A 24,371-nucleotide genomic window follows, 5' to 3' on the forward strand; every position below is an offset into this window, starting at 1 on the left:
GGTAACGGGATCTACCTTTGTAAAAAAAAGAAATCATGACAGGTACAAAAATCTGGTATATCACCGGAGCTTCAAAAGGGATGGGTTTTGCAGTAGCTCAACAATTATTAATTAAAGGGCATTGTGTTGCCGCTACATCCAGGTCTGTAAGCTCATTAGAACCACTTTTTCAGTATGGAGAAAAATTTCTGCCACTGGAAGTTGACCTTAAAAAAGAGAGTTCTATTGCTCAATCCCTGAAAACAACCTATGAAAAGTTTGGGAGACTCGATGTTGTGGTCAATAATGCCGGATACGGGCTTGGCGGTGCGTTGGAAGAACTTACGTCAGAGGAAATTAATGATAATTTTGAAGTCAACTTTTTTGCTGTCGTTAAAGTTATTCAGCAGGCTTTACCGTATTTAAGAGGTCAGAGATCAGGGCATATTATTAATATTTCATCTATAGCCGGCTTTGCTCCCGGAACAGGCTGGTCGATGTATAGTGCTGCAAAATTTGCAGTTAGCGGACTTTCTGAAGCACTTTCGAATGACCTTAAACCTCTTGGCATCCATGTAACGAATGTACTTCCCGGGTGGTTCCGGACAAACTTTGCCAATACAGATTCCATAGCTTATAATAAAAACAGCATAAAGGATTATGATTACCTTCGGGAGGCCCATGAAAGAATGAATACTTTGAACGGAAACCAGCCGGGAGATCCGGATAAAATAGCAGATGTATTTTTAGAAGTAGTTAATAACCCTGCACCAGCTGTCAATTTATTTTTGGGCAGTGATTCTTTCAACAGAGCTCAAAGTAAAATAGAACAGCTTTCCCAGGAAATGAGCAGATGGAAAGATATTTCTTTTTCTACAGATTTTCGCGGATAAGAAACTAAGTTATCAAGACACTCCATAAACCAGCAAGCTTTTTTATGGAGGTTGTTTTATATAAAACAGGACGGGACCATTAAAAATTTCTAAATTGCGATCATCAAACAATAACATCCAGTTCTTACAATGCTGACCGATATTATAGCAAAGGATCTCAATATTATCTTCTGTGGAATCAATCCGGGCTTAAAATCTGCGGATGATGGCCACCATTTTTCAGGCAGAAGCAATCGTTTTTGGAAGGTTCTTCATCAATCCGGTTTTACTCCCTACCAAATTGAAGCAGTACATGATACCACGATTCTGGATTTTGGATATGGTCTCACTACGGCTGTAGCAAGACCCACATCGCGGGCAGATGAGCTTTCAAAGGAGGAATTCGACCAGTCTCTTGAAATTTTTAAATCTAAAATCACAACTTTCCACCCCAAATATGTGGCTTTCCTAGGGAAGGCAGCTTATCAGACCTTTTCTGGGAAAAAACAAATCTCATGGGGAAAACAATCCGAGGATTTCTGCGGAGCTAAAGTCTGGATATTACCAAATCCAAGTGGCCTGAACCGTGGCTTTACCTCTGAAGATCTTGTTCACTCTTATTCAGAATTGTATCAGGAAATTCAAAAGTAAAAAGTACTTATATAAATTTTTATATTTTATTTGGCTTGCTTACATATTGATTGCCTTTCACAAAAAACCTCCAGGGCAGAAGGGCATCTTCCTGGGCATAAGCAACTCCTACACGTGGAGATGCTACGATATCATCAGGCGAATAACGAATACCATGATCTTCGATCCAGATTTCTTCCCCCGTCAAATCTTTTTTGTTGAATGTGCGGTCAATTCCCAAAGCTTTGGCTGCTGAACCCGGTCCGGAAGAGATCGCTGCTTTTGTAAAAGGCATATTTCTTCTTTGTTCCATAATTTCTTTCCCTACCAATGGTTCGACTGCCCTTACTAATACCGCATGCGGCTCATCCCGTACCGAGCTTACAATATTGAAGAGATGGTGAATTCCATAGCACAGATATACATACGAAACACCTCCTTCATGATACAGTGTTTCTGTTCTGTCCGTACGCCGTCCTCCATAGGCATGGGAAGCCTTGTCAAGAGCACCGAAATAAGCTTCAGTTTCAACAATAATACCCGCCGTCACCTGATCACCGATCTGTGTGAAAAGCACTTTTCCCAAAAGGTTTTGAGCGAGAAATATAACGTCTTGGTTCTGATAATAGGAGAGTGGTAGTTTCAAAACAATGGGTTTTAAAATTTAATACAACAAAATTAACGATATAAACAGCAATCTGCTAATCGTCTGTAGATTCTTAGTAGATTTGAACTTTAAGATCCTACCTATTCACTAAAATAAAAGTAGTGCATAATAACAAGGTTAGCAGTGGAATCTGCACACTGGTTTTTAAAAGAAAATAGCTCTTAGGTTACATCTGCTTTAAAAAGAAATAAAAAATCCCACATTACTGTGAGATTCTTTTTATCTAGGTCCGGGAGGACAATGTTCTTTTAAATATTGGGTAAACAATGTAGCCAGGTGAAGCGAAGTTCCTTCTCCTTCACTGATTGAGTGTGTCCTGTTAGGGTAGGACATCAGCTGGAACTGCCTGTTGTACTTGATCAGCTCATTCACATAGACCTCTGTATTCTGATAATGCACATTATCATCTCCTGTTCCGTGAACCAGCAGAAGGTTCCCTTTCAGATTTTTAGCATAAGCAAGAGGAGATCCGTTTACAAAATCCTCTCTGTTTTCCTGTGGAAGTCCCATATATCTTTCCTGGTAGATATTATCATAGAACAATTGATTAGCCACCGGAGCAATCGCTATCCCTGTCTGATAAATGTCCGGATATTGTCCCAAAAGATTCAGTGTGGAAGAACCGCCACCGCTCCAGCCCCATACGGCAACTCTGGAAGTATCAATATAAGGCCATTTTGCAAATAAAGCTTTAGCTCCCATTGCCTGATCACGGATGTTCAGCTGTCCTATTTTACGGTAAACAGATTTTCTCCATTCACGACCTCTTGGAGCCGGAGTTCCACGATTTTCAAGTGAAACATATAAATAGCCATCCTGTGCCATATCTCCAATATATAAGCCGTTCCAGCCCGTATAAAAGCTATCGGTTACGGTTTGGGCTCCAGGTTCTCCATATACTGTAAAGACGATCGGATATTTTTTATTCGGATCAAAGTTTTTAGGTTTTACCACCCATCCGTCCAGGGTAATTCCATCCTGTGTTGTAATCTGGAAAAATTCTGCCTTAGATCTCGAAGGGTCTGCTTTGGTGGAATTTTTTGCAGCTACCAGTTCTTTATGATCAGGAAGTGATATAATGGAGCCATTGGAACGGGCATTAACACTGCTGTTACTAAATATCGCCAGTTTTCCATTGGATGAAATGCTGTATTTGTTAGTTCCAGGATAAGACTCAGGAGTAACCCTTTCGGATTTCCCACCGTTCATGCTCACTTTGTACAAATATTCCTGAGTGGCATTCTTTGGTGAAGCTAAAAAGTAAATCAGTTTGTTAGGAACATCAAAAAATTCCGGTTTTATCACATCAAAATCATCTTTCGTAATCAGTGTTTCTTTTCCGTTCAGGTCTATTTTATAAATGTGTCTCCATCCGTCTTTCTCAGATAACCATAAAAATTCTTTACCATTGTTGATCCAGTCCCATCCGCTCGGATCATTGTCGTTCCAACGGGATTTGATATCGATCCACGCAGGATCCGTTTCGGTATAAATGGTTTTACTGTTTCCTGAATTGGCATCGGCCACAATTACCTTACTCTGGTTTTGTTTTCTGTTCAACTGCTGTAAAATAATAGATTTGGAATCCAACACCCATTCCATTCTCGGAATATAGTTCTGCATTTCATCCCCTGCAATATTTGCTTTTTTTGAGGACTTTGAAGCCAAATCATATAACCAGATGCTACAACCAGAAGGATTTTCTCCAACTTTAGGGTATTCTACCGGAATCGTAAAAGAATATAGGCTATCAGTATTATTGATCATCAGGAAGTTCTTGGTTCCACGTGCATCCAGTTTCCAATAAGCAATTTTACTTCCATCCGGAGACCATCTGAATCCATCCTGAGTCCCGAATTCTTCTTCATAGGCCCAGTCAAAAGTTCCGTTGATGATCCTGTCTGTTCCGTCATTCGTAATTTTACTGTACTTGTTGTTGGAAAGATCTTCGATGTATATGTTATGCTTAGATACATAAGCTACCTTTTTCCCGTCCGGTGAGAATTTGGCAAACATCAGGGATTCACCGGGTAATCCTTTTCCAAGCTGTGTCAGCTTTTTACTGGCTTTATCAAAAATCCAGTAATCACCACGGGTATTGTCCCGCCATACCTTCCGGGTATTGGCAAAAAGCAAAAGGCTTTTTTCATCCGGAGACACCTCGAAACTTTGTACATCCAGAGCTTCTGAACTTCCTGGTGGAATTAATTCGCTCGAACTTAAAAATGTCTGGTTCTTTCCGGGATTTAATAAATTTACGGTTTCAATTCCGTTTTTGGTAAATGAATAATAAGCATTGCCATCAGGCGTCCATTGTGTTTTTTGCGCCGCAAGAGGCGACAGGCACACGAAACACAGTGCAATGTTAATCAGTTTTTTTATGCTTCTCATATAATAATTAATTAAGATATATGTTCTTTTCTGTAATTCTCAATTTCTTCCACAGTTTTAATCAATCCGTTCCCCAGAAGTTTGTATCCCTCATTCGTAATCACGAAATCATCTTCGATACGTACGCCTCCAAAATTCCGGTATTCATTAACTTTATCGTAATTAATAAATTCTGCATTTTTATTTTCAGCCTGCCATATATCGATCAATTCAGGAATCATATAAATACCCGGTTCAACCGTTACCACGAATCCGGTTTCTAAAGATTTACCTAAGCGTAAAGATTTTAGTCCAAATGTTTTTGTATCCTTTGGTTCATCTTCGGTATATCCTACATATTGTTCCCCAAGGTCTTCCATATCATGAACATCAAGCCCCATCATATGTCCTAATCCACACTGAAAAAATAGGGTATGGGCATGATTTTTTACTGCTTCTTCCGGATTTCCCTTCATTAATCCTAAATCGACAAGTCCGTCTACCAGATGCCGGGACGCTTGTAAATGAATATCCCTGAATTTTACACCTGGTTTTAAAAGACGCTGGGCATTTTCAAAAGCATTCAGAACCACCTCATAGATTTCCTTTTGCTGGGTACTGAAAGTTGTACTCACAGGAAATGTTCTGGTGAGATCCCCGGCATATCCCATTGCTGTTTCAGCGCCCGAGTCATTCAGGAAAAGATCTCCTTCTTTCAAAGTATTAAGGCGGTAGTGATTGTGCAGGATGCCTCCGTTTATCGTGACAATTGGCGGATAGGACATCTGGCATTCTTTATCTCCTGCCAGGTGCTGAATTGCATTGGCAATTTCATATTCTTTAACTCCGGGTCTTGCCATGCGCATTGCCAGCAGATGCATATCATTGGATACATTTACAGCCTGTTCTATCTGAACGATCTCTTGAGGTTCCTTTACCGAACGTTGTTTTACAATCGCTTTGATCATCTCTACAGAGGGCTGTAATTCTGCTACTTTAATTCCCAAAAGATCACTTAGCAAAATTTTATTGAAAGATTGATATGGTGGAAGATAATGCACCTTCCGGTTAGCTGTTTTTGCCTTCAGAATGTATTGGGAAAGTTCCTTGTAGGGTAAAGTTTCTGATACTCCTGATTTCTGGCTTTTCTCTTTCAGTGTTTCCTGTCTTCCCATCCATACGATATCATCGATGCTCAGCTCGTCGCCGAAAATAATCGTTTTATTTTCATCGATGTCAATGATAGCGGCAATACGAGGTTCCTGAATTCCAAAATAATACAGAAAAGTACTATCCTGGCGGAAATAATAGGGATTATGTTCAAAATTAACAGGGTTCTCTATATTCCCTAAAAATAAAAGAATCCCGTTCTTTATACTGCCTTGTAATGCAGTTCGTCTATCCTGATAAGTCTGTGCTGAAAACATATAATGCATATAATTTTGATAAGGTTTAAAGTTACAATTTTGTTATATTTCTAAAGACCTTGTCCCTGAAAAAATAAACAACAGGTAAAAATTGGCTTTTAAAAGGATAACAAGCCTATAATAGGGCTTAACAAGCAGCAATGATATTAAACATTTTCTGATTAATGTCATTATCCATTTTACAGTTATTTATGTAATTTTATAATCATTAAAATATTCTTATGCATTATCAAGACGATACCATCATCATACGTGAGTTTACCCCTCAGGAATTACCTCTTTTTCTTTCTCTTTTCGAAAATAAAAACGTTACCAGCTTTCTGCCCCATAAAACCCATCAGGAATATATAGAAATGTTCGAAAAAGCTTTATCAGATTATAAAGAAGGTTCACTCAGCAGATGGGGAATTTTTAATGCTGAAAATAATGACTTTATAGGAATGGGGGTTGCCAGAATCTTTGCAGATCATCCGGAACAAACCGAAATCGGATACGTACTTGGTGAAAATTATTGGGGAAAAGGGGTAGCAACTCTTGTATGCAAAGCCCTTGTCGGGTATTGTCTTTCACTAAGAGAAACAAAAGATATCGTTGCCGTAACTGATCTGGATAATATCGCATCACAAAAAGTTCTTGTTAAAAATGGCTTTAACAGGATGGAAAACCTGGCAAGGGAAAATGAGGAATTGGCCTATTTTATATTTCAGAAAAATTAAATAAGTATGTTTGTTTAATTCTGCCCGGTTTGCGGAAAAAACATCTCACTTCTCCCACTCAGAGATTTCTTATTTGCATAGTAATTTCTAATCCCCGTTGAAATCTGCAAGGAATAATCGGTGGTTACATAATTTTCTCCTTTGTAGCTGATCCCATTTGCACCCGGCGCAATATCTTTAAAAAATTGTCTGAATGATTCCGGGGAATAATTCTGCCGTGTTGTAGAACTTTTAAAATCACCAAGAGGCAAAGTAGCGCCTCTATCATTCACTGCTGCATTCCCGTGACAAGAGATACAGGATGAGACAGGATTATCAATCGGACCATTAAGCCTTCCACCCAATCCATGATATTTGAGAAAAGCAGCATAATAATTTTCTTTCGACCCGATCAATGCAGGATTAATAAATGATTCCGTTAATTCCCGGTTGATAAATGCACCATCCCGGTTAAGATCCTTCACCACACCCGAATCATTCCCCCAACTTAATCCTACCGGAACCATTCTCTCCCAGACTGTTTTTCCTTTCGCTGATCCGTCATACATAAATGTGCCGTATACCCAACCCGTTTTTAATGCTCTATGATCTTTTACAGCAATATCGATCTGCAGTAACCGAACAGTACGATCAATCCTTTTTTTGTTGGTACACTCGGCATTGGGATTGCACAAATAAATATTTGCTTTCCATTCAAGCGTATTGTTCAGGAAGGGAAGCTTTTTGGTATCGGCATCTGTAAACAACAACTTAAAACTTACCGTTCCTTCGGGGAAATGGGATTTCCCGGGATCAGGACTTTGTTTTGCTCCCGGCCAGACTTGCCCTAACGTATATCCTCCTGGAGAATTATACATACCGACTGCCCAGTTTTCCAGCTCAACATCCTGAAGATCGTGCAGTTTATATTTTGGGGTTGCAAATTCTCTTGTCATGCCATGGATATATTCCCGACCATTTCCTATATAGTCAGTACCTGCATATTTTTCATCATCGTGAAGCCAGGGTGCATGGTACCATTTTCTGATCCGGTTTTCCTGACCTCTGAAATCCACGTCTGTATTACCTTCCAGACAATAGTATAAAACCGTATGCATGTAAAGCTGAGGATTTTTGGTGAAATCAATACTTTGCCAGGGATAATTTTCTAAAACCAATTCTTTAGGATAGTCCTGACTCAGCTCAAAAGGTTTCAATCCCACAGGAGGCACATAATTAGCATTATAGCTTGGATATAAAGATGCAGTATATATGATCTTTTTTGTTATCGTTCCTTTCTTGGAAGACACTCTATTTTGAAGGGATTGCTGGCAGCCAACCAGAAAAATAAGTACCATTAAAATACTTAAGAACCCTAATCTTTGTCTCATATCAATAGTTTGATCATAAAGATAACAGGTTAATCTTAAAGCGAGTAGGGGTCTTTTAAAACTTAATATGTACTATGAAAAAAGTTCTCTATGCAGCTTTTCAAGATCTCTTCAGAATAAATAATTACTGTCCTGACGGGTGGCCAATCGACAATTTTACAAAATGGCTATATATTCCCACCTGAAAAACATTTCATTAATAAAAGAAAATGTTATAACTTGCAGTCATTATGATGTCCAAACGTTGCAAATATGCTTTAAAAGCAATGGTCAGGTTAGCAAGAAATTACAATCAGGGCTTTCTGCCTACGTCTGTTATAGCACAAGATGAGCATATTCCCAGAAAATTTTTAGAACAAATTCTTTTAGAGCTGAAGAGGGTAAAACTGGTGAACAGCAAACAGGGAAAAACAGGAGGATATTATTTACTGAAATCTCCTGACGAAGTCTCTCTGGCTGATATTTACAGGATTTTCGACGGTCCTATTGCATTGGCGCCATGTGTTTCCTTAAACTTTTATGAACCCTGTGATGATTGTGTGGATGAAGAAACCTGTTATCTAAGAAATGAATTTATTATCGTAAGGGAAAAAACAAGAAAAAGCATGATGGAGGCCACTCTGACTACGTTTATGAAAAAAAGTTAGTTTTTTTTAATTTTAAATACTACTAATTTGGTAGGATTAATAGGATTATATATATTTGCAGGAATAATTTCAATCTCAAATGGAAAATAATCTGAAAAAAGAATTCGAAAAACTGCTTGAAGAAGTCTCTGACCATGCTGTTAATACTGAGTTTCTACAATTACTTGCAGAAAGGTTTCCGGGTGAGGTTATTTTTTCAACAAGCTTCAGCTACGAAGATCAAATAATCACTCACCTGATAAAAAATCTTGATATTGATATTTTCACGTTGGATACCGGGAGGCTTTTTGAACAAACCTATGAAACCTGGACAGCCAGCAGGGCTTTCTTTAAAAGGAACATCAAAGCCTATTATCCCGATACGGAAGAAATAAGAGAGTTTGTTTCACAAAACGGACCGGACTCATTTTATCAATCGGTAGAGCAGAGGAAGGCATGCTGTACAATCCGTAAAGTACACCCTTTGAAAAAGGCATTGCAGGGTTATAAAGTATGGATCACAGGATTGAGATCCGAACATTCTGCCAACAGACAAAATATGCCGCAATTGGAATGGGACGAAGATAACAGGATCATCAAATTCCATCCATTGCTTCACTGGACTTCAGACCAGGTCCTGGAGTATGTTCAGACGAACCACTTACCCTATAATCATCTGCATAAAAAAGGATTCGTCAGCATTGGCTGTGAGCCCTGTACAAGAGCTGTAAAAGAAGGTGAAGATTTCAGGGCAGGCCGCTGGTGGTGGGAAGATGCCAGTAAAAAAGAATGCGGTTTACATATCCATAAATAAAGAAAAAAAATATGTCAAAATATCATTTAAATTATCTCGACCAGTTAGAATCTGAGTCTATTTATATCTTAAGGGAGGTCGCGGGACAGTTTGAGCGGCCCGCATTGTTGTTCAGTGGAGGAAAAGACAGTATTGTTCTGGCTCATCTTGCTTCAAAAGCATTCCGTCATGGGAAGATCCCTTTTACATTTGTTCATGTGGATACCGGACATAACTTTCCGGAGGTCCTTAATTTCAGGGATCAGCTGGTGAAAGAGCTGGAAGTGGATCTTGTCGTAAGAAAAGTAGAAGATACGATAAAAGCTAAAAGCCTCACAGAACCTAAAGGTAAATTTCCAAGCAGGAACTGGCTGCAAACCTATACTTTACTGGATACCATTGAAGAATTTGAATTTGATGCCTGCATAGGAGGTGCCCGCAGAGATGAAGAAAAGGCAAGGGCTAAGGAAAGAATTTTTTCTGTGCGTGATGAATTCGGACAATGGGATCCCAAACTCCAGCGCCCCGAACTATGGAATATCTTCAATGGAAAAATTCATAAGGGAGAAAATGTAAGAATTTTTCCGATCAGCAACTGGACCGAACTTGATGTCTGGAATTATATCCGAAGAGAAAAAATTGAATTGCCATCAATTTACTTTTCGCATGACAGGGAGGTGGTAGATTTTAACGGACAATGGATTGCCAATTCGGAACATGCTTCCTTAGAAAGCCACGATTTTATTACTACAAAAAAAATACGGTATCGCACGGTAGGCGATATGACCTGTACCGCAGCAGTTGAATCTCATGCTGTAACCATAGATGCAGTGATCGAAGAAATTGTTGCAACCCGCATTTCCGAACGTGGAGAAACAAGGATCGACGACCGTGTAACAGAAGCCGCTATGGAAGATAGAAAAAAAGGAGGCTACTTTTAATCGTCTATCATCTATCATTTATCACTAATCATTTATAACTAACAGATATGGATATTTTAAGATTTATAACAGCAGGAAGTGTTGATGACGGTAAAAGTACCCTTATCGGAAGACTGTTGTACGATAGCAAAAGTATTTTACAGGATCAGTTGGAAGTCCTTGAAAAACATTCTAAAAATAAAAATGAAGATGGAGTGGACCTGGCGCTTTTAACGGATGGTTTACGTTCTGAAAGAGAGCAGGGAATTACCATTGACGTCGCTTACAGGTACTTTTCAACAGCTAAAAGAAAATTTATTATAGCCGACGCTCCCGGCCATGTGCAATATACCAGGAATATGATCACAGGAGCTTCCAATTCGGATCTGATGGTCATCCTTATTGATGCACGTAAAGGAGTCATTGAACAAACAAGAAGACATTCTATCATCGCTTCATTACTCAAGCTGAAAAAAGTAGTTGTAGCCATTAACAAAATGGATATGGTCGATTATTCGGAAGAAGTTTTTGAAAGCATTAAATCCGATTATTCCAAGATTGCCGATAATCTGGACTTACATGATGTAAGCTATTTTCCCATTTCAGCACTGAAAGGAGATAATATTGTAAGCTTATCTTCTAAAACAGAATGGTATAAGGGAAACGCTCTTCTGGAATACCTGGAACAGGTAACCCTTGATGAAGAATTGAATAGTGGAAGCCGTTTCCAGGTGCAGTATGTAATTCGTCCACAGACAGAGGAATTACATGATTACAGGGGATATGCCGGACAGATATTAAGTGGGAAATTTCAAAAAGGGGACAAAATCCAGATATTTCCGGCTGCTTCATCAAGTGAAATCACAGCAATTGAAATTAATGGAAAAGAAGTTGAAGAAGCCTTTGAAGGACAACCTGCCGTCATTCACATTGCTGATGATCTGGATATTGGGAGAGGTGATCTTTTTGCGACCGAAGAACAGCTTCCCATTATAGAAAAAGATCTGGAAGTACTCTTATGCTGGCTCGACCAGAAATCATTACAGCCCGGTAATAAATACCTGTTACAACAGAATAGCAGACTTGTAAAAACAATAGTAAAAGCAGTAGACTATAAGATCAATGTCAATACGCTTGTACAGGAACAGGCTGATGGGGAGATAAAGCTGAATGAGATCGTTAAGGTTACCCTGAGAACAGCACAACCTCTTCCTTACGATAGTTTTATTAATAACAAAAGAACCGGATCTGCAATTTTGGTGGATGAAACATCTAATTCTACGGTGGCAGCATGCATAATTCAATAAAAAATGACAGCATTTAGTAATTTAATCGATAGAATCCGGGACAATAAACAAAATAGCGGCCATGTTTTTTTTGATAAAGCAAAAGCCAAAAATTTTGTTACGACCCTGTACGAAGTTCTTTTTCTTCCTGAAAAAGAAGAGATAAAAGATCAGTTGGAAGAAAATTTTGCCAGATTATATGGCGAACTGTTTTGTCTGATCAACAGCATAACCGGTGATGAGGAAATTGCAGAAGTGCAGACGGATAGCTTTTTTGATGCACTCCCGGGAATTTATGATCACCTCATCAAGGATGCCCGTTCTATACTTGAGTTTGATCCCGCTGCGGATTCTCCTGAGGAAATACTTCTTGCTTATCCAGGATATTTTGCTACGTATGTCTACAGAATCTCTCATCAGTTATGGAAACAGGAAATAAGAATTTTACCGCGTTTCATTTCTGAATATGCCCACAGCAAAACAGGGATCGACATCCATCCTGGAGCGGTGATCGGGGAACATTTTTTTATTGATCACGGAACAGGAATCGTGATCGGGGAAACAGCCATCATTGGAAACCATGTCAAGATCTATCAGGGGGTAACCTTGGGAGCTTTGAATGTTTCGAAGGAAAAAGCCAACCAAAAAAGACATCCGAATATTGAAGACCATGTTATTATATATTCCGGAGCGACTATCCTCGGCGGAAATACAACAATAGGCAGGGAAAGCATTATCGGTGGAAACGTATGGATCACTCAAAGCGTTCCGTCTAATTCCCTGGTGTATAATAAAGGGGAAATAAGAATAAAAGATAACAACACATTACCGGAGTCGCTGAACTTCGTTATATAAAAAGAGAAAAATAAAAATTGTATTGGTATGAAATTTCAGAACGCATTAGAAACGATTGGAAATACGCCAGTCGTAAAGATTAATAAACTTTTTAATTCAGATCATGAAGTCTGGATCAAACTGGAAAAAAGCAATCCCGGTGGAAGTATCAAAGACAGAATTGCATTAGCAATGATCGAAGATGCAGAAGCAAAAGGATTATTAAATAAAGATACTACCATTATAGAGCCAACCAGTGGCAATACAGGAATAGGACTTGCGCTTGTTGCTGCAGTTAAAGGATATAAACTTATTCTCGTAATGCCCGAGAGCATGAGTATAGAACGCCGCAAGATTATGGAAACCTACGGTGCTGATTTCGTGCTCACTCCAAGGGAAAAAGGAATGAAAGGTGCTATTGAAAAGGCTAACGAACTGGCAGAGGAAATCCAGAACTCATGGATTCCGAAACAATTCGATAATCCTGCCAACGTAAAAGTACATACCGAAACTACGGCACAGGAAATTATAAAGGACTTTCCCGACGGACTGGATTATGTAATCACAGGAGTGGGTACAGGAGGACATATCACTGGAATTGCTAAAGTTTTAAAAGAAAACTTTCCCAATATCAGGGCAATTGCTGTAGAACCAGAGCTGTCTCCCGTATTGAGCGGCGGAAGTCCCGCACCTCATCCTTTGCAGGGACTGGGAGCAGGATTTGTTCCTTCCATATTGGATATAACACTTCTGGATGGCGTCATTACTGTAGGTAAGGAAGAGGCATTTGAATATACACTGAAAGCAGCAAAACAGGAAGGACTTTTTGTAGGAATTTCAACAGGTGCTGCATTGGCAGCGATTGCAAAACATCTCCCTGAAATACAACCCGGAGCAAAAATTCTTACCGTAAATTATGATACCGGAGAAAGGTATCTTTCGATTGAAGGACTCTTCTAAATCCTTTAACTAAAAACCGATTTTAAATGAATACAAGTATCAAAGCACCCAAGGTATATCTTATCGGTGCAGGACCCGGCAACCCTGATCTGATCACTGTAAAAGCAGTAAAAATTATTGCTAAAGCAGATGTTATTCTGTGTGACCGACTTGTAAGTCCTGAAATTTTAGAGACTTATGTCAGCAAAAACGCAGAAATAATATATGTAGGTAAAGAATGCAGTAAAAATGCTTCTACCCATCAATCGGTCATTAATTCTCTAATGCTAGATTATGCTCGCCAGAACAAAACCGTCGTACGGCTTAAGGGGGGAGATGTATCTGTATTTTCTAATATCCTGGATGAACTCCAGACTTTAAGAGAAAATCATATTCCATATGAAATCATCCCTGGTATTACTGCAGCTTTAGGGGCAGCAGCCTACGCAGGCATGCCTTTAACAGCCAGAGGATACGCCACATCAGTCCGTTTCTTAACCTATTATAAATCTGAAATTCTTACTGATGAATACTGGAAGGAACTGGCCGGGACCGACGACACTCTTGTCTTTTATATGTCCAAAGGTAATCTTGCTGGTCTGGTTGAGAAGTTCATCAGGCTGAACATTTCCGATGAGAAAAAAATAGCTGTCGTTGAGCAGGCCACAACACCTTATCAAAAGGTATATACTTCTTCTTTTGATGACTTTGAAAATAATTTTAAAAGTAAAACATTTGCCTCACCGTCACTGGTGATTATCGGCAAGATCGTGAATCTGCATGAAGAGTTCTCGTGGCTGGAAAATGCAGCAGAAGAAGGTCTTTATTTTAAATCGGTTGAAAATGGAAGCCTAATACAAAAAACTCAAAACTTTTTCGAATATGCTGTCTGAAACAAAATTAAATGTCCTTAAACAAATATCCGGGGAATTCTCCAGGGACGAAACCATCTGGGCAAGCGGATATTTAGCCGGTCTTGCAGGAACTCCTGTGATGGCTACGCTACCACCAATCCATACATACCAGCCAGACCCCATCACTACAAGGAAAATAACCCTGGCATATGGTACGGAAACGGGAAACAGTAAAAAGCTGGCAACAGGACTTGCAGGGATTATCAAGAAAAAAGGAATTCAGGTCAAATTAGCTGATCTCTCCCAATATAAGCCTAAAGACCTTGGTAAAGAAGACTATTTCTTTGTGATCATCAGTACGCAAGGAGAAGGAGATCCACCTGTTCTGGCAAAAAAATTCTATGATTATATCCATGAAAATGAAATCAATCTCAGCAATCTTAAGTTCGGGGTTCTGGCATTGGGAGACAGCAGTTATCCTTTATTCTGTAAAACAGGAGAAGACGTGGATTACCGTTTTGAGCTATTGGGAGCAAAACGTATTGTTCCTTTAAAAAAATGTGATATTGATTATGAAAGCGAAGCCGGAACCTGGATAGAACATGTTTTTGAAGCTGTACAAAAAGCATCAGAAGGAAGTTTAAAAAATGCTTCAGCTCCAAAACAACCTTCCGGCCGAAGAAAATATAAGGGAAAAATATCTGCAATCATCAACCTCAACGACATCACTTCAGAAAAAGAAACCTATCATATTGAGATTGAAACCGAAGAAACCCTTAATTATCAACCGGGTGCAGCTTTAGGGATTATGCCTTTTAATTCACAGGAAGCAGTGGACGAGATCATCCGGCTTACCGGAATCAATTCCCAAAAGCAGATACAAACTACAAAGCTTACAGCCAGCGTGCAGGAGCTTTTGCATAAACACCTTAATATAAGTTATTTATTAAAGTCTGTCGTTGCACAATATGCCAAGATCACTGGTCATTCAATTCCGGATGTCCGTTTAGGTCTTTTGGATCTTCTAAGGATCTATCCGGTAAAGGGACCTGATGAGTTTGAGCAGGTTATTAAGATACTGACAGGACAATCCCCACGTCTGTATTCTGTTTCTTCTTCACTGGAAGCGCATGGTGATACTGAAATTCATATTACGGTAGCGAAATCAGAATTTTTCATTGATGACCAGAAGCAAAATGGTTTATGCAGTGGTTATTTAAGTCAATTTAAGGAAGGCGAAGAGCTTGAATTTTATATCCAGGAGGCAGGACACTTCAAACTGCCTGAACCGGAAAAAGATATCATTATGATAGGACCCGGCACCGGGATTGCGCCTTTCAGATCGTTTCTTTGGGAACGGGATGCCACGGGAGCAGAAGGGAGAAACTGGTTATTTTTCGGGGACAGAAATTTCATTTCAGATTTCCTCTACCAATCGGAACTGATTGATTTCCTGAAAACAGGAACATTAACGCATCTGGATACCGCATTCTCAAGGGATACTGTTGAAAAAATTTATGTCCAGCATAAACTGAAACAAAAAGCACAGGAGGTATTTTACTGGCTGGAAGGGGGAGCATCCGTCTACGTTTGCGGAACCAAAGACCCGATGAGCCGTGATGTAGAAGAAACTCTTCTGGATATCATACAGGATGAAGGACGACGTAGCAGAACCGAAGCAGTAAGCTATCTCGAGGAAATGGAACTTAGTGGCAGGTACGCGAAAGATGTTTATTAAAATCTGCCGGAAATAATCACCAATTAAAAGAAAATAATAATGAGCAATAAAGATAACCTTTCGCCGGTAGAAAGAATAAAAACCGGAAGCAACGGACTCAGAGGTACTTTAAAGGAAAGTCTTGCGGATGATTTCACAGGATCTATAAGAGAAGACGACCAGACCCTTATCAAATTCCATGGAATGTACCAGCAGGATGACAGGGACAGAAGGGAAGAACGCGTAAGCAAGAAACTGGAGTGGTTGTATTCATATATGATCAGACTGAGACTACCCGGTGGTTTTTTAACCCCGGAACAATGGGTCGGATTGAATGGCATTGCCGAAGATCATTCTACAGGCACGATAAAAATTACAACAAGACAAACCATTCAGCTGCACGGTATTTTAAAATCACATTTAAAACCTACGATCCAGAATTTCAATATACAGCATCTCGATTCCATTGCAGCCTGCGGGGACGTGAACAGAAATGTAACCTGTACTGCGAATCCTTCGGAGTCTCCATTGCACCAGGAAGCTTATGAATTAGCCGGTAAAATCAGTGAAATGTGTCTTCCTAAAACCAAGTCCTATTATGATATCTGGATCGATGATGAATTAATAGTCGACAGGAAAGTTGAAGAAGATCCTCTGTACCAGGACAGATATCTTCCGAGAAAACTGAAAATTGGAATTGCTATTCCACCTAATAATGATGTAGATGTATTTATCAATGATATTGCACTCATCGCTATCATTGAAAACAATAAAATCGCCGGCTACAATATTGCAGCAGGAGGAGGCTTGGGTGCAACACATGGAAATGAGGCCACCTATGCACGTTTGGCTTCAGTATTAGGATTTGTGGATACCGAAGAGAAAGTATTAAAGGCGGTATATGAAATCATCACCGTACAGCGTGACTTCGGAAACAGAAGTGACAGAAAACTTTCCAGGCTAAAATATACAATCGATACAATGGGAATCGAAGGATACAGAGCGGAGGTTGAAAAAAGAACAGGCTTTGCCTTCGAACCCGCCAGGGAATTTAAGTTTGAACAAAGAAAAGACCGTTACGGCTGGACACAAAACCATGAAGGAAATTGGTTCTACACCGCATTTGTTGAACATGGAAGAGTTCTCAACACGGATAATTACCCGTTAAAATCAGGTTTATTAAAAATTGCAGAAACCGGCAAGGTTAATTTCCGCTTTACTTGTAACCAAAACCTTATTCTTGCGGATATTAAAGAAGCTGATAAACCTGAAATTGAACGTCTCCTGAAAGAATATGGTATTTCTGGGTATACAACCGGAGCCAGCGCATTGCGCAAAAACTCCGTAGCATGTGTAGCCTTAAATACATGTTCGCTGGCTTTAGCAGAAGCACAGCGTTATCTGCCTTCCCTGGTAACCAAAATAGAACCCGTACTCGAAAAATATGGCCTTTTGGAGGAAGATATCACGATCAGGATGACAGGCTGCCCGAATGGTTGCGGAAGATCACCTAATGCAGAGATCGGTTTTGTGGGTACTGCTTATGGTAAATACAACCTTCACATTGGGGGAGACCGCTTAGGAACCCGTCTTAACACGAAATTCAAAGAGAATATCGGCGAGGAAGAAATCATTGAAACACTTGATGAGCTTTTTGGAATTTACATACAAGATAAACTAGAGGAAGAAACTTTCGGTGATTTCTCCTATCGTTATTTACAAAACTTAAATTGAAAATATGACACAACCATTTTATCGTCAGAAACAAACTAAAAAACAAAACCATTCTATTTTAGGTAAACGAATGTGTATGTGTATGTGTATGTGTTGTTGATTTTAAATCAATGATAGCATTAACTGTTTAAATTATTTAAATCGCAAGCCACAAAGACTTTAATGTTGCTTGTTTTAAAACATATCTGAATCCTCCCTTATTAAAAGTTTAAACAGGCTCATTCACATAACCTAAAAAATGAAAAAATGAAAAACAATAAGCAGGGATATTTTCTGCAGAGATCAGCTGTATTTCTATTGATCTTCTTATTTTGTACTCTTGCAGAAGCGCAGCAGCAGCTTGTAGAGTTAAGCGGAACGATAAAAAATATCGATACCCGGAAAGGGATCAGTACCGTAAAGGTGCAGGTTGAACACACTGAGGATACTTCATTAACAGATCAACAGGGTAATTTTAAAATACGTACAAGGGTAAAAGTACCTTTCAGGCTGATCATCAGCAAAGAAGGTTTTCTCCCCCAAACGTTGGAAATATTATCCCTATCCAATAAAATTGCGGTGGAACTTAATCCGCAGAATGCCATCATTGATGAAGTGGTCATCTCTGCATCAAGAGTTCCGGAAAAAGTTTTAAAATCACCAATAGCTATTGAAAAGATTGATATCCGGGCGATCAGGGAAAGTCCTGCTGCATCTTTTTATGAAACCCTTGAAAATGTAAAAGGGTTACAACTATTAACGTCCAGCCTTACTTTAAAAATTCCTAACTCAAGGGGATTTAATTCTCCCAATAATTTCCGGTTTATGCAGCTGGTAGATGGGGTAGATGTACAATCTGCCACACTGGGTGTTCCATTAGGTAATGCAATCGGACCTACAGAGCTGGATATACAGTCTATGGAGGTTACACCCGGTGCAGCTTCTGCCCTCTACGGAATGAATGCCATCAACGGACTGGCAAGCCTTCAGACAAAAGATCCTTTTACCTCCGAAGGGCTCAGCGTTTATTTCCGGGGCGGCGTGAATCATGTAGACAACGTTAATCATAAAATAAGTTCTCTGGGGGAGAGTGCAATACGGTTTGCAAAGGTTTTAAATAAAAATCTGGCGGTAAAAGTTAATGCCTCTTATTTCAGCGGAGTCGATTGGATCTCCAATAATCAAACCGATCAGAACGCCAATCCATTGATTACAGCCAATCCCAATTTTTCATTAGCTAATAACCCTGCAGAGGATCTCTGGAACAAATACGGAGATGAAAGAAACAACCGGGTTGCCGTAAAAGTAGATTATAACGGCAAACCTACCACATTCAATGTATCGAGAACAGGGTATCTTGAAAAAGACCTTGTAAGTCCTGAAGTAAAGAACATTAAATTTGATGCGGGATTATATTACCGTTTTGGAGACCAGTGGAAGACTTCATATGTATACCGGTATGGATTGCTGGACGGAACATTCCAGAGGGGAAATAAAATCCGCCTCCAAAATGCGACGGTGCAGAATCACAAAGTTGAACTGACTGGTAAGGAGCTTACATTCAGAGCGTATGTCTCTATAGAAAATACAGGAGATTCCTATAATCTGAAACCATTAGCGGATAATCTTGATCTTACGAATCTTTCTAACAGCAACTGGAGAAATGCATTTCAGACGGCTTTGCAGAACAGTATTAATGCCGGTGTAAGCCTTAATGAAGCTTTTATTCTTGCCAGAAGGGAAGCCGATAAAAACAGAGTAGTCCCGGGAACCCCGGCTTTTGAACAATTAAAAAATACAATTATTGGGATTAATAACTGGGATTCGGCCAATGGAGGAGTAGCAGGAGCTCCTGCAACCGGAGGAGCAAAACTGGAGCAAAAATCACGTTTTTATCAAGGGGAGCTAACCTATGATTTCAGCAGATTTGTAAAAATATTCAATCTCCTTGCGGGTATCGATTACCGTCTTTACAGTATTACTCCCGATGGAAACAATTTTGTAGATTTTAACAGGCCGGTTAAAGAAAGAAACATCCCTTTAACCGACGGAACATTTGGTAAGGATGTTATCTATCAGAAATATGGGATTTTCGCCCAGGTTACCAAGCTTTTCTTTGACGATAAATTAAAACTTAATGCCGCCTTAAGGGTGGACAGAAATCCTGAATTTGAAGCTAAAGTGAATCCGAGGATAAGTATCGTCTATTCTCCTGTAAACCAGCACAACTTCAGAGCATCATTTCAGAATGGATATCGTTTTCCTTCATTATTTGAAGCATTGTCTTTCGTCAACAACGGAAATGTAAGAAGGGTCGGAGGACTTTCAAAGGTCAACGAGGGACTCGGATATCTCGAAAATTCTTACACGCTAGCATCAATTGATCGATTCACTTCTGCTGTGAATGCGGATGTAGACGGAGGGAAAACCCTTAACCAGGCGGCCCTGGACAATAAAAATCTTTTAGCCGTTGCCAATCTTCAAAAGTTGCAACCTGAAAAGATCAATTCATTTGAGGTAGGATATAAATCGGTTTTCTTTAATAATAGACTAATTCTGGACTGGGATTTTTATTATAATATCTACGAAGGTTTTCTGGGACAGGTAGAAGTGGCCGTACCTAAAAACGGTCAGGTGGGAAGCAATAATGCAGTGCTGGATATGACCGACCGAAGCAAGCAGGATCGTTATCGGGTATATACCAACAGCAACAGTACTTATAAAAGTTACGGGACCTCTCTGGGAATCAGATATAATATTATTAAAAACTACAATATCAATGCTAACGTTTCTTACAATGATCTGGCTTCGAACAATGCATCCGACCTGTTCATTACTTCATTCAACACCCCAAAATGGATGGTAAATGTAAGTATAGGAAACAGGGAGATCATTAAAAATATCGGATTTACAGTCGTAGCAAGATGGCAGAATCAGTTTTTATGGGAAAGTCCTCTGGCCTCGGGGAATATTCCGGCATATTACACCATAGATGCACAGGCAACATGGAAGCTTCCTGAGATCCATGCCAATGTAAAGGTTGGAGCTACCAACCTTTTTAACAGGCGTTATTTTCAATATGCAGCCGGGCCTGAAATAGGCGGATTATATTATCTGGCTTTTACCTATGATTTAAAACTATAATTAAATGAGCAATTCCTTATATCCCATATTTTTAAAGCTGGAGCAGCTGTCACTCCTCATTATCGGTGGCGGCAGGGTTGCCCTTGAAAAGCTGGAATCGGTACTGGGTAATTCCCCTGAGACTTCAATTAAATTGGTAGCCAAGGAAATTATTCCGGAAGTAAAAGCTTTACAAGCCCGGTTCCCTAATATCCAGATACATGAAAGACCTTATAATGAGAATGATTTTAATAATGCAGATCTTGCGATTATTGCCGTAAATGACCTTGAGCTGGCCGGTCAGATCAGGGAAAAGGCACGGAATCATGATCTCTTGGTGAATATTGCGGATAAACCGGATTTGTGCGATTTTTATCTAGGATCCATTGTCAGGAAAGGAAGTCTGAAAATTGCTATTTCAACCAACGGAAAATCGCCAACCATTGCCAAAAGATTAAGGGAAACATTTACCGAAATCATTCCTGATGAAATGGATATGGTACTGGACAATATGCAGGATATTCGTAACCAGCTAAAGGGAGATTTTAATTATAAAGTAAAAGAACTGAACCGGGTAACGACAGAATATCTTGCTGATGGAAAAAAAAGCTTTCCGAATTCCGATCTGGAAATCGAAAAGCTGATCCACATTACCAAAATAGCCCAGAGAAGAGCAAACATTTATCTCGCTGTCATCGGAGTTTTACTTCTTTTAGGCGTATTAGGAATTATTATTTATCAGTTTAACCTTTCGGATGACATTCAGGTGTTCCTTAATAAGGACGGCCATATTTTTTACTGGATGCTTCTTACCGGTTTTCTGGCAGAAATTGTAGCAGGATCAATGGGTATGGGGTACGGAGTAATATGCACCACTATACTTTTGTTGCTCAATGTTCCGCCACCCGTAGTAAGCGCAAGCATTCATTCTGCAGAATCATTTACTACTGCAGCCGGAAGTTTCAGCCACTATAAACTGGGAAATGTCAATAAAAAACTGGTTTGGGTTCTGTTTCCGCTGGCCATTGCCGGCTCTGTGATCGGTGCATTAACCTTATCCCATTACGGCGAATATTATGCGCATATCGTAAAGCCTATTATCGCTTGTTATACTTTGTATTTGGGACTGAATATTCTTAGGAATGCTTTCAAGGAAAAAACAAAAGATCATATAAAAACAAAAAAAAGAACCAACCTTAGGCTTCTTGGATTGGTTGGTGGCTTTATAGATTCATTCGCCGGAGGCGGTTGGGGGCCGTTGGTTACAGGAACCCTGATCAAAGAAGGAAGAATTCCGCGTTATGTTGTAGGAAGCTCTACTGTTGCTAAGTTTCTTCTAACCCTTACCAGTGCTGTTACTTTTATTTTTACCATTGGTATCCATCATTGGAATATCGTGCTTGGACTTTTACTGGGTGGTGTTTTCACTGCTCCTTTTTCAGCAATGCTTACTTCCAGGCTTCCTACAAAGAAAATGTTTGTGGTTGTAGGAATAGTGGTTATTGCAATGAGCCTTACCACAATTATTAAATCGATAATCTAGCAACCAGGATTTTACCTATACAGAAAAAGCTCCCTCACGGGAGCTTTTTTGCTAACAATATAGATGTAATGATTACTTCCTATAAAAATCATTCCGTCCACAGATGTCCGGCAGCATACGTTTTTGCTTTTCCGGCAATGATCACCCGATCACCCTGATCCTCACAATATAACTTTCCTAATCTTTCGGAAAGCTGCATTGCAAAAAGATCTTTTTTCCCCAATCTGTCAGACCAGAAAGGAATTAATGAGCAATGAGCCGAGCCTGTTACCGGATCTTCAAGAATACTTGCCTGCGAAGTAAAATATCTTGAAACAAAATCGCTGTGGTCACCTTTTGCAGTTACAATCACGCCACCCGGGTCCAGATTGATCTTATCAAAGATTTGCCTGTCGATTTTGATGTTTCTGATATCATCTTCATTATCATATACCAGAACATAATCCCTGGATTTAAATACCTCTTTAGGCTGTATATTCAATGATTTTGAAATCAAATCCGGTAAAGAGGACGGGGAAGGCATTCTCGAAGGAAAATCAAGATAATATAGCCCATCCCTGTAGGTAACTTTTAAATCACCGCTTTTTGTTTCAAAGATAATTTCATTCCTGCTATAGTTTAAAACTGAAATCAGACAATGGGCCGTTGCCAGTGTTGCATGTCCGCATAAATCCATTTCAATTTCAGGGGTAAACCAGCGAAGATGTATTCTTGAACCGAGGTCTATAAAAAATGCTGTTTCGGCAACCGCGTTTTCCATAGCAATCTTAAGAAGAGTTTCATCCGGAAGCCATTCTTTTAATGGTACAACACATGCCGGATTTCCTCTGAAAAGCTCATCTGTAAATGCATCTATCTGATATAATTCTAATTTCATAATTACGGATATAAACTTGTTTCCTGCAAAATTAAAAATTTCTTTTCATCTTGGCATTCCAATAGGGGCAATATCCTTCAGATGGACCTTCAGGTATATTTACGCATTTATTTTTTTCGAAATATCAATCCCAAATCCCACACATCCCCGAAATAAGAACAGGGTAAGAAAAAGTAAATAAAGGGTTTGAGGCAGGTAAAGAAAATAACTCAGCCAGGTAAACGCATCCATTTCATAAACACCGGTTTCCGGCTTAATCGGGATAAGCTCTTTAGGAATTGAATTCAGATCATGTGTCAATAAGGCTACAAGAATTATGATGATCAGAACAACAGAACTTATTCTCGTCCAGAAACCCAACATTAAAAATAAGCCAAATACACACTCGCAAAAAGCTGTAAAATGAGCAGTGAACGCCGGAAAGGGAAAGCCTATACTGCTGATGGTATTGAACATATATCCCTGGAAAATAGGGTGGAATAATTTATTAAACCCTGCGATAAAAAAGAACAGCCCTATCAGGATTCTACAGATAATATAAATGGTATTGCTGTTTTTTTCAAAGTTTGATATGGTTGTTTTCATTATATTTTTTAATTCATTTTAATTAAACATTATTGAAGGCACAGAAATCCCGGCCTTGCATTTTATTGAAATCCAGATCACAGATTATGAAGGAATAAAGCAATGTGCATATATTCCGGCATATAGATCCCGGATCGTATTATTGTAAGCAATAATAAGGTCCTGTCACTATTTGATAAGACCAAAGACAATCAGAAATTAAGCTGTTATTTTTGGGGGAATCCAAATCGAATAAAAAAAAGAAGAGTAGGATGGGTCATCATATAAAAAGAACCGGTTTTTTACATCCTTTTCAAATCTACCGAATGTAAAAGATGAAAATGGTGCAGTAAACAATGATGAGAAACCTGAACAATAATTGCCATTACATTTTACAGGCGTTGTATTGTTTTCTTTGAGAATAACTTTATCACATTCTTTATGAGAAGTTTCCTTGATGTGAAAAAAGACAGTGGTCGGAGCCGTAAAAGAATTTGTACCTGACTGAATGATCAACAAATGGGTAAGCATCAAAAATATACTCAATACCT

The 24,371-nt window shown here is 39.3% G+C and carries 20 protein-coding genes; 14 read left to right on the forward strand and 6 right to left on the reverse strand.

The features are described 5' to 3' along the window. Positions 1 to 35: 35 nt before the first annotated feature. Both PFY10_03975 and mug read left to right on the forward strand, forming a co-directional pair. Positions 36 to 872: an SDR family NAD(P)-dependent oxidoreductase gene (locus tag PFY10_03975; protein WBV57603.1), complete on the forward strand. Its 837-nt coding sequence runs from the start codon at positions 36 to 38 to the stop codon at positions 870 to 872. Between the two features lie 129 nt (positions 873 to 1,001). Then, complete coding sequence (gene mug, locus PFY10_03980) at positions 1,002 to 1,502, forward strand: G/U mismatch-specific DNA glycosylase (GenBank protein ID WBV57604.1); 501 nt, start codon at positions 1,002 to 1,004, stop codon at positions 1,500 to 1,502. Positions 1,503 to 1,521: 19 nt separating this feature from the next. Here the strand turns inward: mug and PFY10_03985 are convergent, their stop codons facing one another. The 3 genes from PFY10_03985 to PFY10_03995 form a co-directional block, all read right to left on the reverse strand. Then, positions 1,522 to 2,127 carry a DNA-3-methyladenine glycosylase gene (locus PFY10_03985; protein WBV57605.1) on the reverse strand — a complete coding sequence of 202 codons (606 nt, stop codon included), beginning with the start codon at positions 2,125 to 2,127 and terminating at the stop codon, positions 1,522 to 1,524. A gap of 240 nt (positions 2,128 to 2,367) precedes the next feature. Next, positions 2,368 to 4,539 (reverse strand): DPP IV N-terminal domain-containing protein, encoded by a 2,172-nt coding sequence (locus tag PFY10_03990; GenBank protein WBV57606.1) that lies wholly within the window; start codon positions 4,537 to 4,539, stop codon positions 2,368 to 2,370. An 11-nt stretch (positions 4,540 to 4,550) separates the two neighbouring features. After that, positions 4,551 to 5,945 (reverse strand): aminopeptidase P family protein, encoded by a 1,395-nt coding sequence (locus PFY10_03995; GenBank protein WBV57607.1) that lies wholly within the window; start codon positions 5,943 to 5,945, stop codon positions 4,551 to 4,553. A gap of 221 nt (positions 5,946 to 6,166) precedes the next feature. On the opposite strand from PFY10_03995, the gene PFY10_04000 reads away from it, so the two are divergent. Further along, complete coding sequence (locus PFY10_04000) at positions 6,167 to 6,661, forward strand: GNAT family N-acetyltransferase (protein WBV57608.1); 495 nt, start codon at positions 6,167 to 6,169, stop codon at positions 6,659 to 6,661. A 14-nt stretch (positions 6,662 to 6,675) separates the two neighbouring features. On the opposite strand, the gene PFY10_04005 is transcribed toward PFY10_04000, so the two are convergent. Next, on the reverse strand, positions 6,676 to 8,031 hold the full coding sequence (locus PFY10_04005; GenBank protein WBV57609.1) for a hypothetical protein: 1,356 nt from the start codon (positions 8,029 to 8,031) through the stop codon (positions 6,676 to 6,678). Positions 8,032 to 8,261: 230 nt separating this feature from the next. On the opposite strand from PFY10_04005, the gene PFY10_04010 reads away from it, so the two are divergent. The 11 genes from PFY10_04010 (at position 8,262) to PFY10_04060 (ending at position 22,379) form a co-directional block, all read left to right on the forward strand. Beyond that, entirely contained in the window at positions 8,262 to 8,678 is a 417-nt protein-coding gene (locus tag PFY10_04010) for an Rrf2 family transcriptional regulator (protein ID WBV57610.1), read from the forward strand. Between the two features lie 79 nt (positions 8,679 to 8,757). Further along, on the forward strand, positions 8,758 to 9,471 hold the full coding sequence (locus PFY10_04015; protein ID WBV57611.1) for a phosphoadenylyl-sulfate reductase: 714 nt from the start codon (positions 8,758 to 8,760) through the stop codon (positions 9,469 to 9,471). Positions 9,472 to 9,482: 11 nt separating this feature from the next. Then, positions 9,483 to 10,391, forward strand: coding sequence for a sulfate adenylyltransferase subunit CysD (gene cysD, locus PFY10_04020; protein WBV57612.1), 909 nt, complete (start codon positions 9,483 to 9,485; stop codon positions 10,389 to 10,391). 47 nt (positions 10,392 to 10,438) lie between these two features. Further along, a complete protein-coding gene (locus tag PFY10_04025; protein ID WBV57613.1) occupies positions 10,439 to 11,677 on the forward strand; it encodes a GTP-binding protein in 1,239 nt (412 codons plus the stop codon). Positions 11,678 to 11,680: 3 nt separating this feature from the next. Continuing rightward, positions 11,681 to 12,511, forward strand: a complete 831-nt coding sequence (locus PFY10_04030; GenBank protein ID WBV57614.1) for a serine O-acetyltransferase — start codon at positions 11,681 to 11,683, stop codon at positions 12,509 to 12,511. Positions 12,512 to 12,538: 27 nt separating this feature from the next. Then, complete coding sequence (cysK, locus tag PFY10_04035) at positions 12,539 to 13,450, forward strand: cysteine synthase A (protein ID WBV57615.1); 912 nt, start codon at positions 12,539 to 12,541, stop codon at positions 13,448 to 13,450. A gap of 26 nt (positions 13,451 to 13,476) precedes the next feature. Beyond that, positions 13,477 to 14,322, forward strand: a complete 846-nt coding sequence (gene cobA / locus PFY10_04040; protein ID WBV57616.1) for a uroporphyrinogen-III C-methyltransferase — start codon at positions 13,477 to 13,479, stop codon at positions 14,320 to 14,322. Beyond that, positions 14,312 to 16,021 (forward strand): flavodoxin domain-containing protein, encoded by a 1,710-nt coding sequence (locus tag PFY10_04045; protein WBV57617.1) that lies wholly within the window; start codon positions 14,312 to 14,314, stop codon positions 16,019 to 16,021. The genes cobA and PFY10_04045 overlap by 11 nt, the downstream gene beginning before the upstream one ends. A gap of 39 nt (positions 16,022 to 16,060) precedes the next feature. Beyond that, positions 16,061 to 17,734 (forward strand): NADPH-dependent assimilatory sulfite reductase hemoprotein subunit, encoded by a 1,674-nt coding sequence (locus PFY10_04050; GenBank protein ID WBV57618.1) that lies wholly within the window; start codon positions 16,061 to 16,063, stop codon positions 17,732 to 17,734. A gap of 246 nt (positions 17,735 to 17,980) precedes the next feature. Further along, positions 17,981 to 20,857: a TonB-dependent receptor gene (locus PFY10_04055; protein WBV57619.1), complete on the forward strand. Its 2,877-nt coding sequence runs from the start codon at positions 17,981 to 17,983 to the stop codon at positions 20,855 to 20,857. A gap of 4 nt (positions 20,858 to 20,861) precedes the next feature. Next, positions 20,862 to 22,379: a TSUP family transporter gene (locus tag PFY10_04060; GenBank protein ID WBV57620.1), complete on the forward strand. Its 1,518-nt coding sequence runs from the start codon at positions 20,862 to 20,864 to the stop codon at positions 22,377 to 22,379. Between the two features lie 88 nt (positions 22,380 to 22,467). Here the strand turns inward: PFY10_04060 and PFY10_04065 are convergent, their stop codons facing one another. Together PFY10_04065 and PFY10_04070 are read right to left on the reverse strand one after the other, a co-directional pair. Further along, entirely contained in the window at positions 22,468 to 23,256 is a 789-nt protein-coding gene (locus PFY10_04065) for a PhzF family phenazine biosynthesis protein (GenBank protein WBV57621.1), read from the reverse strand. A 99-nt stretch (positions 23,257 to 23,355) separates the two neighbouring features. Further along, positions 23,356 to 23,841 (reverse strand): DoxX family protein, encoded by a 486-nt coding sequence (locus PFY10_04070; GenBank protein WBV57622.1) that lies wholly within the window; start codon positions 23,839 to 23,841, stop codon positions 23,356 to 23,358. Between the last annotated feature and the right edge of the window lie 530 nt (positions 23,842 to 24,371).

This window comes from Chryseobacterium daecheongense, from assembly GCA_027920525.1.
GTDB lineage: Bacteria > Bacteroidota > Bacteroidia > Flavobacteriales > Weeksellaceae > Chryseobacterium > Chryseobacterium proteolyticum.

Coding starts and splice junctions, on each gene's coding strand:
- PFY10_04000 (WBV57608.1), top strand. CDS start 6,167: ATGCATTATCAAGACGATACCATCATCATACGTGAGTTTACCCCTCAG.
- PFY10_03990 (WBV57606.1), bottom strand. CDS start 4,539: ATGAGAAGCATAAAAAAACTGATTAACATTGCACTGTGTTTCGTGTGC.
- cobA (WBV57616.1), top strand. CDS start 13,477: ATGAATACAAGTATCAAAGCACCCAAGGTATATCTTATCGGTGCAGGA.
- cysK (WBV57615.1), top strand. CDS start 12,539: ATGAAATTTCAGAACGCATTAGAAACGATTGGAAATACGCCAGTCGTA.
- PFY10_04010 (WBV57610.1), top strand. CDS start 8,262: ATGATGTCCAAACGTTGCAAATATGCTTTAAAAGCAATGGTCAGGTTA.
- cysD (WBV57612.1), top strand. CDS start 9,483: ATGTCAAAATATCATTTAAATTATCTCGACCAGTTAGAATCTGAGTCT.
- PFY10_04015 (WBV57611.1), top strand. CDS start 8,758: ATGGAAAATAATCTGAAAAAAGAATTCGAAAAACTGCTTGAAGAAGTC.
- PFY10_04045 (WBV57617.1), top strand. CDS start 14,312: ATGCTGTCTGAAACAAAATTAAATGTCCTTAAACAAATATCCGGGGAA.
- PFY10_04055 (WBV57619.1), top strand. CDS start 17,981: ATGAAAAACAATAAGCAGGGATATTTTCTGCAGAGATCAGCTGTATTT.
- PFY10_03995 (WBV57607.1), bottom strand. CDS start 5,945: ATGTTTTCAGCACAGACTTATCAGGATAGACGAACTGCATTACAAGGC.
- PFY10_04030 (WBV57614.1), top strand. CDS start 11,681: ATGACAGCATTTAGTAATTTAATCGATAGAATCCGGGACAATAAACAA.
- PFY10_04070 (WBV57622.1), bottom strand. CDS start 23,841: ATGAAAACAACCATATCAAACTTTGAAAAAAACAGCAATACCATTTAT.
- PFY10_03975 (WBV57603.1), top strand. CDS start 36: ATGACAGGTACAAAAATCTGGTATATCACCGGAGCTTCAAAAGGGATG.
- mug (WBV57604.1), top strand. CDS start 1,002: ATGCTGACCGATATTATAGCAAAGGATCTCAATATTATCTTCTGTGGA.
- PFY10_04025 (WBV57613.1), top strand. CDS start 10,439: ATGGATATTTTAAGATTTATAACAGCAGGAAGTGTTGATGACGGTAAA.
- PFY10_04065 (WBV57621.1), bottom strand. CDS start 23,256: ATGAAATTAGAATTATATCAGATAGATGCATTTACAGATGAGCTTTTC.
- PFY10_04050 (WBV57618.1), top strand. CDS start 16,061: ATGAGCAATAAAGATAACCTTTCGCCGGTAGAAAGAATAAAAACCGGA.
- PFY10_04060 (WBV57620.1), top strand. CDS start 20,862: ATGAGCAATTCCTTATATCCCATATTTTTAAAGCTGGAGCAGCTGTCA.
- PFY10_04005 (WBV57609.1), bottom strand. CDS start 8,031: ATGAGACAAAGATTAGGGTTCTTAAGTATTTTAATGGTACTTATTTTT.